Below are 14,535 nucleotides of genomic sequence, written 5' to 3' on the forward strand. Positions count from 1 at the left end.
TTTTATGAAATCAAGAGGAATTACTCGTAAAGCAGATAGCATGGGGCGTATTGTTATTCCAATGGAAATAAGACGGAGTTTAGGAATTGTAGAAAAAGATTCTCTTGAAATGTTTATAGAAGAGGACCAGATTATTTTACGAAAATATCAATCACCAAGAGCTTGTGCACTTACAGGGGATATTTCAGACAGCAATATTTCGTTAGCGAATGGGAAGATTATTGTAAGTCCAAACGGGATGGAACTGTTAATAAAGAAGTTACAGCAATATCTTTTAAAATAAAAGGTAAGTAAGAAATTTAAAATAGAATATACTTGGAAAAAGGTCCTCTATCACCATTTAGGGGACCTTTTTATTGTTATCAATAAAATTGAGAGGCCGTAGTTGGTTCAATGAAATACGAATTACCTTATGAATAGTCTGACTATTTTTTATAAAAAAACTATTTATTTACATTTTTTGGTTTCGTGTTATATTTTTAGTGTTAATATATTTATCTTGAAAATTCTGATTTTAAACTCAGGAAAACTTTAGAAAATGAATCAGATTTTCAAATTAAATTTGCCAATTTAACGGAGATTCGTGGGGGAAATGTGACTAAGAAGAAATCTCTTATACTCCACGTTTTTTATTTGTAAATTGGTAGTTCTAATAGCTTTGAAGAAAAGCAAAGGAGCAAAAAAGAAGTAGGTAGTTCATTCAATAGAAGATATGGTGTGAAAAAATAAAACAACGGAGGTTTTATAATGAATAAAGGAACACTGCAGATTACAGAAATCGAAGAAATTAGCATTCCTAATGTATTGAAGGATAAAATGAAGAATCTAATAGACCATGAATTAAAAACTCATAATCCTTATACTTGTGATCAAGAAATAGCTGCAAGCTTTTCAAGAGAGTGGCTTAATTGTTTGATTGATTATTTAAAGAAAACTTCGAATTCAGACATGAAAAAACTACTACATATGATAAAAGTTGCGAATTGTGGTGGGAACGTACCACCAACTCTTATTAAAAATATTCCATGTGATCCTATGGAAACCCTATTACCTGGGGAGAATCGCAAAGGTTTTAATTATGGTGAAGACGAAGACGATAGAATGAAAAAATATTTTTATGCAGAATGGGTCACATGGCTATTCGCCACACTTTTTAATTATGATGCTTTAATTCACCCATCCGAACATGCAGGGAAAAATAGATTTCACCTCATTTCCCCTTTGAACAACGATGAAGTTTTGCGAAATGTCGGTGCAAGCACCGGTGGTGGGAACTTTTATCAACATAACGATGCCACAGTGTATACAGATATGAAAGACCAATCAAATATTGAAGCAAGATTGAAAACATTCAATACGAATTTAGAAATTGTATCAAATAGACTTAATAAATCCGTGGAACGAATAGTGTCTGAAATTACTTGTGGAAAATTTACTAGAGTTGATGCTCTTTTATTAAAAGGAGTGTTAAATTTAAAAACTCAAACTCATATTGGAACGCCAAAATTACTTCAAAAGCATCTTGAAGAAAATCACTTCAGTAAAGATGATATATTGGCGATAAGTAAAATGCCTATTGCTCATATCGCAGGAATGGCGGATGGTGAAATATCTGGATTTGTAGGGGAAATAAACCAAATTATATTTTTGGATGATAATGGTGATATTATTGCAACTTGTTTGAATGGAGCAGAAAATAGATTGATTTATGTGGGAGAAAGTGAAGAAGAAAAATTGAAATTTGACATATTTTTAGAACTCTTACGAACAACGCCCACTTATAAGGTTCCACTTACATCTGAAGATTTATTAATTATTCCAAATTCATACTATGATAAACAAACAAATGTAACTCATGGTAGGGAAAGGTTATCTGAGGAAGAATATAAAATCCCGATTGGAGATAATAAGTACGGAAGAAGAATTGTTTGCAGGCAGTACGTTTCCAGCCGATTACGTGATCAGAAAGAAAGTTACTTTACAGATATCATTAACTAGTTTAAAGAGAGGAGGGGCGATGGGGAGGTTTGGGTTATAATAGCTCAAGCCTGCCCCTATTCTTTGTATGGATTTTACTATTGAATTACTCATACTACTATTTTTAGTAGCTGTATTAGCAGGATGGATAGATACAATTGCTGGGGGCGGTGGTATGATAACTATCCCGATAATGTTATTAGTAGGTATGTCTCCTTCTGTAGCGATAGCAACTAATAAACTACAAGGGAGTAGCGGAACCCTCATGGCAACAATGATTTTTATTAAGAAGAAAGAAATTAATCTCAAAGATATGCGTTTGTCCATCTTAATGACCTTTTTGGGATCCGTTTTCGGTGGATGGCTTGTTTTACAGATACGGGCAGAATATCTAATTATGATATTACCTTTTTTACTTATTATTATTGGTCTTTATTTTCTATTATCTCCAAATATAGCAAACGAAGATCGACCGAGAAAAATAAGTATGTTGTTGTTTGCGTTAACAGTGGCTCCGTTACTTGGATTTTATGATGGTTTCTTCGGCCCTGGAACAGGTAGCTTGATTGCTTTAACGTTCATTCTCTTATGTGGATATAGTGCTACACGGGCAACTGCAAATGCTAAGATTTTGAATTTTACAAGTAATTTCGCTGCTTTGTTGTATTTTATTATTTTTGGCCAAATCGATTGGACAATTGGATTGATTATGATGCTTGGTCAAATTATAGGATCATATATTGGGGCGAAGATGGTGCTTACAAAAGGGACGGCATTAATACGACCAATAGTGGTTATTGTTTGCTTTGTCATGGCAATTAAAATTTTTTTACAAAATATAAACTGAATGTAATCAATATATTATTTGGATCAAAGTTAGAGTGTTTTCATGTTCTTATTGCAGTATTACGCTGTTTAAGATGTGTTCAAAATTACACAATTTGACTAGTGTAATGTATTGCGTTATGCTTTTTTTAGTATAAAAGAAAGGCTTGAAGATAATGATTCGTCGTTTGAGAAAGCTAAAAAATGTAGCTGTCGTAGTAAGCTTCTAAGTAAATAGCAAAATATATAATACTTAGAAGCGAGGAATAAAGTTATGAAGTATCCATTATTTAATCATTGGTCAGAAACAAAGTATATAAAAGATATAGTAACAAATCCACTCATTGAAGTGGGAGAGTACTCCTATTATTCAGGCTATTATAGTCATCAAAATTTTGAAGATGGCTGTGTAAGGTATTTGTGGGGGGATGCTAAGTCTCAAGCACTTTTCAATCCAATTGAACAGATGGGATGGCATCTTGATAAACTCATTATTGGGAATTATGTTTGCATTGCAAGTGGAGTAGTCATTTTAATGGGTGGTAACCATAATCATCACTCAGAATGGATTACAGTATATCCATTCGCTGAGCAAATTGAACAATCATATGAACCTAAGGGTGATACAGTCATAAAAAGTGATGCTTGGATTGGAATGAATGCTATAATAATGCCTGGCGTTACTATTGGTGAAGGGGCAATTGTTGCTGCAGGATCTGTCGTAAGTAAAGATGTTCCGCCGTATACAATAGTTGGTGGAAATCCTGCTAAGGAAATAAAGAAACGATTCACTGATACAGAAATAAACATGTTAATGGAAATGCGTTGGTTTGATTGGGATAGGAAATTGATTGAGAAGGCAATTCCGCTGTTATCTAGTCCATCCATCGAACCATTATTTGCTTTTTATAAAAATGAAGTGAAAAATAAATAAATCTGTTAGAAAAACTACATCCAGTATAGGGTGTAGTTTTTTTATTACAAAAAACTAATAGTTTAGACTAAAGAAAATTCATCTCTAATATAAGTCTAACAAATAGCTGAATTGAGTAATTAAAATCCTTGATAGCTAATAAAGCATTAACGGGCAGTAAGACCACAACTGATTAAAGTTTCACTTTATTTTTTGTACATGTGGAACAAATGTATTATTTAGATTGTCTATTAATTGTAATCCTAAAAAATATGAAAGTACGAATCATTTTGAAAAATATAAGGGGATTAAAAATAGTGATATGTGTGGGAATACAAAGTATTAGGGCACCTAAAAGTGTCGGATGAGATGGTCTATATGAAAGCGATTCTAATGTCTTATATGTATATACAATTTGAGAACACTGTCTATTTTTTGAGATTATGTTAGAATAACGCTTTTTTTGAGTATAAAAATATTGGAGGTAACAGAAGTGAAAGGTATGTTTTGCAAGAGATTTATTGCAATAGTAACAGTGCTTACACTATTTTGTAGCATGTTCGTTACATTTGGAAGAGCAGCAGCGGAAACAGTTTCTGCTATAGAGGTTGAAGCAGGATCAGCAATTTTAATAGAAGCAAATTCCGGGAAAATTTTATATGAAAAAAATGCAGATGAATCATTGGCAATTGCTAGTATGACAAAAATGATGAGCGAATACTTAGTTCATGAAGCGGTGGATAAAGGAAAACTTAAATGGGATCAAAAAGTTAAAATCTCTGAATATGCACATAAGATTTCGCAAGATCGCTCATTATCAAACGTTCCATTAGAAAATGGTGGCTCTTATACGGTAAAAGAGTTATATGAGGCAATGGCAATTTACTCTGCAAACGGTGCAACAATTGCTTTAGTTGAAGAGATTGCTGGTAAAGAAGTCAACTTTGTAAAAATGATGAACGATAAGTCGAAAGAATTTGGAATGAAAGATTATAAATTTGTAAACTCTACAGGCTTAACAAATCACGATTTAAAAGGATATCATCCAGAAGGGACAACTCTAGACGAGAAAAATAAAATGTCTGCAAGGGATTGTGCAATTTTAGCACAACGTCTTATTCAAGATTTCCCCCAAATATTAAATACAGCAAAAATTCCTAAAAAAACATTCCAAGAGGGTGGTAAATATCCAATTGATATGGCGAACTTTAACTGGATGTTAAAAGGTTTAATTAAGCAATATGAAGGTGTAGATGGTTTGAAAACAGGAACGACTCCAGAAGCGGGAGATTGTTTCACTGGTACAGTAGAAAGAAATGGTATGCGCCTAATTTCTGTAGTGATAAAAGCAAAATCTCATACGGCACGTTTTGATGAAACAAAGAAATTATACGATTATGGATTTGCGAATTTTGAAGTGAAGAATGTCTACAGAAAAGATTCAGTAGTAAAAGGGCATGAAACAGTGCGAGTAGCAAATGCAAAAGACAAAGATGTAGTAGTTCAAACGAAGCAAGCTGTTTCACTTCCAATGCCGAAGGGCAATAAAGACATTTATAAAAAAGAATTTAAAGTATTGAATAAAAAACAAGAAGTGCCTATTAAAAAAGGTGTAACAATTAGTAAAATGATTATCTCGCCTAAAGATACTACAGATCCTGGGTTCTTATCAGGTAAATCATTACAAATAGACCTTGTAACAAAATCTGATGTGGAACAAGCAAATTGGTTTACACGTTTTATACGTAAAACAGGATCTTTTTTTAGTGGTATGTGGGATAGTGCGATTGATATAGTAAAAAGCTAATTTTATAGGATACAACTAAATGTTTCACTTTATAAAAATTTAATAAAATCTTTTCTTTGTATTAAATATTTTGTTTTACATTATGTATATAAAGAAATGGAGGTCAAATTAACTTTATACTGCTTATATTAGGAATTTAAAGAAAGAATATGTACAATTCTCCCACTACATTCTTATATTGGCCTTTATGAACAGCAAAATTTACAATTTACAAGGAGAACATTTTATGAGTAAGAGAATAAAAGAATTAGATTCCATACGAGGGTTAGCGGCACTTACTGTGGTATTTGGACATTTTTGCTTAATGCTACCATCGTTGTCTAATTCTATTAAATTTTCCCCGCTTAGGTTTTTATGGGCGGGTGGGGAAGCTGTTATCGTTTTTTATGTACTAAGTGGTTTTGTGTTATCTATGGCACTTTATCATTCAAAAACAAATTATTGGGGATATTTAATTAAGAGATTTGTAAGAATCTATATTCCTTATTATTTTTGGATAATCGTTACCTTTGTTTTATTTATTTTATTTTCGTCGTATGAAGTGGTAGGATTACGGGATTGGTTCTATGATAGGTGGCAAGGGTCTATAACAAAATTAGATATTCTAAACCACTTTGTGCTTCTTAATAACTTTTTTACGGAAAATTATAATCCAGTTATTTGGTCATTGGCTCAAGAAATGCGTATATCTATTGTGTTTCCTTTGTTATTCCTTCTTTTTTATAAACTGAATTGGAAGAAAACGATACTATTTGCATTGAGCTTTTCTTTAATTAGTGTTGTTCTTAATATGTTGCATATTGGGAAAGCTGAAGGATTTTATAATGGTTATGCTGATACACTGCATTTTACATCTATGTTTATGGTTGGAATGTTACTTTTTAAGTATCAGGAAAAACTTATCTACTCATATAGGAACATGAAAAAATTTAAAAAAGGATTTCTTATTGCATTAGGGATTATTCTATATTTATATTCCATTTTAATTTATGGTTTTTCCCGTAATGATACAACTTTCTTATTAAAAGATTGGGGTGTCGTAATGGGGGTTAGTATATTTATTATAATGGCTATGAGTAACCTAAAAGTAAAAGCATTTTTAAATAAGAGTGTATTTGTATATTTAGGAGAAATTTCATACAGTATCTATTTGTGTCATTTTCCAATCATGATGGTATTATTTAAACTTTTGTATACAAAGATACCTATCTTTTTCCTTCTTACTTTGTGCATTGCAATGACACTACTTTTTTCTATAGTTTCATATCATTTAATCGAAAAGAAATGTATCAACTGGGCAAAACAAAGAACAATAAATTTTTTGAAAAAAGTATAATTTCTAGATAGATTTTATCTCTTTAGTAAATATATGAATATGACCGATTCTTAAGTATACTTAGGAATCGGTCAATTTTGGATTCTAAATATAAATATAGTAAAGTGGAATATAATTGAAATCGAAAACCACTTAGAAATAACAATTACGGTGTGAGCTATTGTATAGTATAGATATGGTTAATAATAAAGGGGGAATACATATGTGGAAGCGATTTGTAGCAATTGGCGATAGTTTTACAGAGGGGATAGGGGATGAAGTTGAGGGAATTGCATTAAAAAGCTGGGTAGATCATTTTGTTCAACTGTGTGAAAACGATATAGAATATGCCAATTTTGCAAAGCGTGGGTTAGTAACTAAAGAAATTCGCTCGCAGCAATTGGAAAAAGCGCTAACTTTTAATCCAGATTTGGTTAGTCTCATTGCAGGGGCAAACGATGTTTTAAAAGGACGTTGGAATCACGATGCATATAAGAACGATATGGAATTTATGATAAATACATTAAGTAAAGCAGGGGCTGATATTATTATAGCAAACCTTCCAGATTTTACAGTTAGGCTTCCTTTTGCTTCTGAAAAAAAACAAGTAATAAAAGAACAATTATTAGAGGCAAATGAAGTTATACATTCACTGAGCAGAGAGTATAAGCTTCATCATGTTGATTTTTGGAATCATCATTTAGTTAATGATAATACGCTTTGGTCTAAGGATTTAATTCATCCAAACTCAAAAGGATATGTAAAAGTTGCTGAATTAATTTTTAGTAGTTTGCCTGTACAGAAGATAAAATAATAGTTTGCAATTTAACGAATATGATATTAAGTGTATGAAGTTATGTTTTTTAGTAAATGGAAAGAACTAAACATTTAGCAAACAAAGCGTTTCTACGATATATTTCTACAGTAGTGCACAAATACAGAATCACAAAGAAAGATCACTTATGGAAATAGGTGGTCTTTAAATGTTTTTATAACTAAATTAGTATATACTGTATTACTAACAGTTTCGTACTACATAAAAATTAAGTTCTCTTATAGAAAAACTGATTTTATATTATCTTAAAATATAATAAAACGTTCAAATCATATTTTGGGTATGTATCTTAATTGTGAATGATGTGTAATTTTTTTGAAGTATAAATATCCAATAAATAGAATAGGTAGTAGGTGCAGAAGTATTAATACTATATTATTCAATTCTTGTTATGAGTACATTAGTGATTGGTAATATTATATTTTTGTTATCAACTCTAGTTATTGGAATTAATTTGCATAGAAAATATGTAGGATTAGAAAAAATATACTTTATTGTATATTTTTTTTGTTTAGTTGGATTTACGGTCTCTTTAAACTATTATGTTAATAAAATTAAAAAACTTAATTCTTAATACCCTTATGGTTAAAGCTATCTATAAAATGAAAATATAACTAAATAATAGCTTGTTATGATTTGTGGATTTGGTTTTTTTATCCGAATTTTCTGATTCAAATATTTCAACTTTATGAATATAGTAGGTGAAATATTTGTGTGATAGTATTTGAGATAGAAAAAAGCCAACTTTAAAAAGGATGTGAATTGAATGTGTAAACGACTGTAAAGGGTTATATTAAGGCAACGTTTAGCTGTTATTAGTGTAAGGTAAAGATTTATTTTGTAACAGTTGATATAAAAATGAAGAAATAGGTACGCTTTTGTTTGTCTGACTATTTTAAATATATGAAAAATAAGACTGGTTTGAGTTTTGACGAAGTTAAATTCTAGGTGAGATGTTAATAATAATTAATTAGGTTTAATAAAGGGGTACCTTATACGCAAAAGCGTTTATATTAGTAACTTAAGGAGCTTGCTTTTATGAAAACTACCGATTCAAAAGGCCTATTAGGAAATAGGGTTTATTTACAAGTTTTCTCTGCCTATTCATTGCTTATGCTTGGTGTTTTTATTGATATGTTAGCGATTATGACTATAGTTGGGTTTGAATGGGAAGTAGATCCTACTATGATTGGGTTGATCCCTGTTGCATATGCACTTCCTGGAATTATTTTTGGCTCATGGGCAGGTGTTATTGCGGATCGTTTTAGAAAAATTCCAATTATGATGTTCTGTAATCTAATGGTTGGTCTAATAACAATTGCTCTTTTATTTGTACAAGATATCCACTGGCTCTTAGTGGCATTAATGATTCGTTCCATTTTTATTGTTTTCTATTATCCTGCACAGCAAACACTAACAAGACAGATTGTATCCCCGGACTTGCTTACTAAAGCAGTAAGTATCAACGGAATAGTAGAGCAGGGTACAAAGATAGTAGGCCCACTTATAGGGGGCATGTTGCTGAGCTGGTTTCAACCAGAGTTCTGCCTCATTATAAGAGCTATAAGTTGTTTATTAGCTACCTTAGTTCTGATACCCACAATAAAATTTAAAGAAACTATATCGAAAGAATTTGTTGAAAAGCAAAAACAAAGTACTTGGACCGCTTGGGTACAAGGGTGGGGTTATGTGTTATCTAATCGGATAATATTATCAACCATGATTTTCGTTACAATAGCCATGGCAGTATTACAATTAGTAGACTCACAATTCCCAACTTTATTTAAGAGCTTATTCCCACATGATAAAAGTAAAATGGGATATATCATTTCTATTATTGGTCTTGGTGGAATACTTGGTGCATTACTAACTCAGAAATTAAAACAATTTCAATATGGCTGGGTAGTATGTGGAGGTATGGTTTTAATGGGAATTGGTTTTGGGGGGATTGGTTTGATAACGCCCGGTACGGTCTTCGTTTTAGCTTATTTAATTAGTTTTATCGCTGGTATCGGAAGTGGGCTGATGCTTGTATCTAATCAAGTCATTTTACAAATAGAATCCGATCAAGATCAAGTAGGAAGAGTATTTGGTATACAAAGCAGTTTAACAAACGCAGTTCTAATTATTTCTCCTGCTATGAGTGGTCCATTAGTGCATTTGTTTGGAGTAACTCAACTCTATGTTTATGGAGGGATTGGGCTTGTTATTATTGGAGTAATTGGAGTTTCACTGCAGAAATATTTATGGACTAAACATAAACACGAACCTATAAGAGCAAATAATTTTTGAAGGGAAGATTTTTATGACCAATGAGGAATGCTATCCATTAAGCCATCCGCAGCGAAGAATATGGTATACAGAAGTCGTTCATTCTGATAAAGGAATATGTAATTTAAGATTTTTATTTAAACTTCATCGAAAAATGAATTATTCAAAATTAAACCAAGTTGTGAATCGCGTTATCAGTGAAAATGACGGTCTGTGCATTAGGTTAAAAGAAAATGGGCATCAGGAACCGAAACAATATTTTACTAAACATGAAGAACAAGAATTTGAGTTTTTTGATTTCAGTAATGTGGAGAATACAAATTTGCTTGAGGAATGGATTGAGCAGAAAACAAAAGAAACGTTTACATTATTTAATTCAAATTTATACTATTTCGCTTTAATAAAATTAAACGATAATGAATGTGCAGTCTTTGGAAATGTTCATCATATTATTATGGATGGTTTATCAATTCAAATATTTACTGAGCAGATTGCAAAATATTATTATGACATTCATAACGAGAATGATGAAGGCGAAATTAAAAATTCATATGTTCAATTTCTGACCAACGAACAAACATACTTGAATAGTAGTCGCTTTCAAAAAGATCAAAAGTTTTGGTTAGAGGAATTTAAAACACTGCCATCTGTGACTGGATTGAAGCCTTATAATACGTACCAAGTTAGTACCAAAGCATCACGTGAGACGTTTATATTAACGGAACATTTGAAGAGAAAGATAGAAAAATTTTATGAAGATTACAAAATTAGTTTATATACTCTTTTTGTTGCTGCTTTCTCGTTGTCCATGTATCGGTGGACCTCATCGCTTGATATTGGTTTAGGAATGGCTTACGGCAATCGTATGACTAAAATGGAACGAAAATTGATTGGAATGATGGTGAGTACAGTTCCTTTAAGGATGGATATTGATCCAGAAGAAGAAGTACTTTCATTTATTAGTAGGGTGTCCAGAAAACAAAGTAAATCATTGAGATACCAGAAATATCCATTTGATTTGTTATTAAAGCAGATTAATAAAGAGAATAACAGTAATGTGAGACTTTTCGGAACTACGATTGATTATAGGGATCGTGATGAAAGTGGTGACTCACTATGGATTCCAAACCGTGAAGAAGTACAAGATTTTGCAGTGCATATTGAAAATCTAATTGATATAGACTCTTTACATGTACATATTGATTATCGTGAGGAGCTATTTTCTAAGGAAGAGATAGAACGATTTTTTAACGTTATGCTAGTGATACTAGAAAATACTTTTGAAAACCCAAAGCAGAAGGTGGCTGAAATAGAAATCATTTCTGAGGAAGATAAAAGAAAAAGTTTAGTTGAGTTCAACAATCCTAAACTGGATGTCCCACCTCAAGTAACTATTCATGAAATGTTCGAACGGCAAGCGATGATTTATCCAAATGCTATTGCAGTTACGTATGAAAAAGAAAAAATTACTTATAAGGAGCTTAATGAACGTGCAAACCAGTTAGCTCATTATCTGCAGAAAAAGGGAGTAGGACCTGATACTTTAGTTGGACTGTGCGTTGAACGTTCTCTCGAAATGATTGTAGGTATTTTAGGAATTTTGAAGGCTGGTGGGGCTTATGTTCCACTTGATCCAACATATCCAGAGCAGCGACTTCAATATATTTTAGAAGATGCTAGCATTCAGTTATTCGTAACGCAAGAAAGTTTAAAAGAATTGAACTGGTTACCAGAAAATGTTGAGTCGATTTGCCTGGATCGTGATCAAGATGAGATTGGGAAAGAAAGTAAGACTTTGCCGGTTTCTAGTGTCGGTCCCCAAAATCTGGCATATGTAATCTATACTTCGGGATCAACGGGAAATCCAAAAGGCGTTATGATAGAGCATCACAATATTATACGGTTATTTAAATCGACGGATTGTTTGTATCAGTTTAATGAAAAAGATACTTGGACGCTTTTTCATTCGTATGCATTTGATTTCTCAGTATGGGAAATTTGGGGAGCGTTATTATATGGTGGGAAATTAGTTGTTGTTCCGTACTGGATTAGTCGATCACCTAAGGATTTTTATCAATTATTGGTGGAGGAAGAAGTCACAATTCTAAATCAGACACCTTCCGCATTCCGCCAATTAATACGAGTGTGTGAACAAGAAGATAAGAATAAAAATTTGCAGCTGCGTTACGTGATATTTGGCGGAGAAGCGTTAGAACCTATTGGCTTGTTACCGTGGTTTCAAAGGTATGGGGAGAAAAAACCACAGTTAATTAATATGTATGGAATTACAGAAACTACAGTTCATGTTACATATTATCCAATTACTCAAGATGATGTGCAGCATGCTTCAAGAAGTAATATTGGAAAGCGGATTCCCGATTTAGAAGTGTATATACTAGACGCTTATCAACAACCTGTTCCTATAGGTGTTGATGGTGAACTTTATATTGGTGGAGCAGGATTGGCACGTGGATATTTAAATAGACCTGAATTAACAGCAGAGCGTTTTATATCTCATCCATTTAGTAGTAATCCGAAAGCAAGATTATACCGGACAGGAGACTTAGCGAGGTATTTGCCAGATGGGAATCTAGATTATCGTGGAAGAATTGATCATCAGGTTAAAATACGTGGTTTCAGAATTGAGATTGGGGAAATTGAGTCTACTTTAAATACATATGCATCTGTAACAGAGGCAGTTGTAATTGTAAGAGAAGATCAGCCGGGCGATAAAAGATTAGTAGCATATGTTGTAGGAGATGGAAATGTAGATGCGTGGAGAGAGTATCTTAAAGCGAAACTACCAAGTTATATGGTTCCTTCGGGATTTGTGGCGATGGAAGCTATTCCACTTACAGCTAACGGTAAAGTTGATCGTGAGGCCTTACCTATGCCAGAGGAAAAGCAGATTAATAGTGAATGTGTTGGCCCTCGGAATAGTAACGAACAGATACTGACTACCATTTGGAAGCGAGTATTAGGTGTTAAAAAGGTGGGAATCTATGATAATTTCTTTGAAATTGGTGGCGACTCGATTCTCAGTATTCAAATCATATCTCAAGCAAGTCAAGTGGGGTTAAAACTTACTCCAAAGCAAATGTTTGAATGCCCAACTATCGCTGAGCTGGCACAAGTGGCTATAGAAACGCAGGGAGTACAAGCGGAGCAGGGAATTGTGATAGGTGATGTGCCTCTTACTCCAATTCAGTGCTGGTTCTTCGAGCAAGAACATCCACATACAGAGCATTGGAATCAATCAATGCTTTTAAGAGTAAAAGAAAGATTGAATGTGAAATTACTAGAGGGAGCGATATTAAATTTACTGAAACATCATGATGCTTTACGTTTCCGGTACGAACAGTTACCAAACGGAACGTGGAGGCAGAGAAATGAAGGGACTGATGAGCTGTCAGTACTCCATGTTGTAAAACGTAATCAAGTTAATGAAAAAGAGTGGAATAAAATAATACAAGAAGAGATGAACATTAATCAAGCTAGTTTCAATTTAGTTACTGGTCCGTTAATGAGAGTAGTGTACTTTGAAGATAACTTGAGTGGAAATGATCGAATATTCTGGGTGATTCATCATTTAGTAGTAGATGGAGTGTCATGGAGGATTCTATTGGAAGATTTACAGGTGGTATATAACCAGATGAAACAAGGTCAAGAAGTTCGCTTACCTGCGAAAAGTACATCTTTTAAAGAGTGGTCTGAACGACTCCAGACATACAGTGATTCGGGTATTTCAAAAGAAGTACAAAATTATTGGAATGAACAAGTAGAAAAAGAAACGATGAAAATTCCAATGGACTATCCAATACAAGAAACAACAGAAGAATCGATTGATAAAGTGACGAGGACTCTAGGAATAGAAGAAACACAAACATTGTTACACGAAGTTCTAGTCACTCATAAGACAAGGATTGATGAGGTACTATTAACGGCATTAGGACAAGCTATCGTTGATTGTATAAATCAGCAAACCGTTTCTATTCATCTAGAAGGACACGGAAGAGAAGAGATGATTGAAGGTATTGATTTATCAAGGACAGTGGGCTGGTTCACGAGTATTTATCCCGTTCATCTCAATTTTCAAGGAACTCAGACACCTATTGAAGGATTAAAGGCTGTCAAAGAACAATTACGTCGAATTCCAAATCGCGGAGTTGACTATGGTATTTTACGTTACTTGAATAAAGGATTACTTCCGTTTTATCAGCAAAAGCCTTCAATAAGCTTTAACTATTTGGGCCAATTTGATCAGGTGTTTTCAAGGGACTCTTTGTTTATGCAAGAGACAGGATTTACATTTTTAGATCATGCTCCAGATTCCAAACCATCTCATCTAATTGAAGTTATCGGAATGGTGAAAGATGAAAAGTTACATTTTATTTGGATGTATAGTAGGGAACAGTTTTCTAAATTAAAAATTCAAGTGATAGCAGATGGTATGTTAAGGCATCTCCGTCAACTTATAAATAAACCAACAACAGAGTCTGCTTTTACGGTATCAGATTTTGCTGATGCAGAGGATCTTACGGAAGAAAGCTTAAGCAAAGTATTACTTAAATTAACAAAGAAGAGGGTGTAAA

The 14,535-nt window shown here is 33.0% G+C and carries 9 protein-coding genes; all 9 read left to right on the forward strand.

The annotated features are described in order from the left end of the window. The first annotated feature begins 4 nt into the window (after positions 1-4). The 9 genes from QCI81_RS26005 (at position 5) to QCI81_RS26045 (ending at position 14,534) form a co-directional block, all read left to right on the forward strand. On the forward strand, positions 5-283 hold the full coding sequence (locus QCI81_RS26005) for an AbrB/MazE/SpoVT family DNA-binding domain-containing protein (protein WP_000842216.1): 279 nt from the start codon (positions 5-7) through the stop codon (positions 281-283). Between the two features lie 464 nt (positions 284-747). Next, on the forward strand, positions 748-1,998 hold the full coding sequence (locus tag QCI81_RS26010; RefSeq protein WP_353810922.1) for a hypothetical protein: 1,251 nt from the start codon (positions 748-750) through the stop codon (positions 1,996-1,998). Between the two features lie 67 nt (positions 1,999-2,065). After that, a complete protein-coding gene (locus QCI81_RS26015) occupies positions 2,066-2,824 on the forward strand; it encodes a TSUP family transporter (RefSeq protein ID WP_071729960.1) in 759 nt (252 codons plus the stop codon). 252 nt (positions 2,825-3,076) lie between these two features. After that, positions 3,077-3,736 carry a CatB-related O-acetyltransferase gene (locus tag QCI81_RS26020; RefSeq protein WP_000876934.1) on the forward strand — a complete coding sequence of 220 codons (660 nt, stop codon included), beginning with the start codon at positions 3,077-3,079 and terminating at the stop codon, positions 3,734-3,736. Positions 3,737-4,208: 472 nt separating this feature from the next. Further along, positions 4,209-5,522: a D-alanyl-D-alanine carboxypeptidase family protein gene (locus tag QCI81_RS26025; protein WP_071729962.1), complete on the forward strand. Its 1,314-nt coding sequence runs from the start codon at positions 4,209-4,211 to the stop codon at positions 5,520-5,522. A 187-nt stretch (positions 5,523-5,709) separates the two neighbouring features. After that, entirely contained in the window at positions 5,710-6,858 is a 1,149-nt protein-coding gene (locus QCI81_RS26030; protein ID WP_081366268.1) for an acyltransferase family protein, read from the forward strand. Positions 6,859-7,060: 202 nt separating this feature from the next. After that, positions 7,061-7,651, forward strand: a complete 591-nt coding sequence (locus QCI81_RS26035; protein ID WP_071729965.1) for an SGNH/GDSL hydrolase family protein — start codon at positions 7,061-7,063, stop codon at positions 7,649-7,651. Positions 7,652-8,710: 1,059 nt separating this feature from the next. Further along, a complete protein-coding gene (locus tag QCI81_RS26040) occupies positions 8,711-9,964 on the forward strand; it encodes an MFS transporter (RefSeq protein WP_353810923.1) in 1,254 nt (417 codons plus the stop codon). A gap of 13 nt (positions 9,965-9,977) precedes the next feature. Continuing rightward, on the forward strand, positions 9,978-14,534 hold the full coding sequence (locus QCI81_RS26045; RefSeq protein ID WP_071729967.1) for a non-ribosomal peptide synthetase: 4,557 nt from the start codon (positions 9,978-9,980) through the stop codon (positions 14,532-14,534). Position 14,535 lies beyond the last annotated feature (1 nt).

This window comes from Bacillus cereus group sp. MG20 (assembly GCF_040459885.1).
Taxonomy (GTDB): Bacteria; Bacillota; Bacilli; order Bacillales; family Bacillaceae_G; genus Bacillus_A; species Bacillus_A cereus.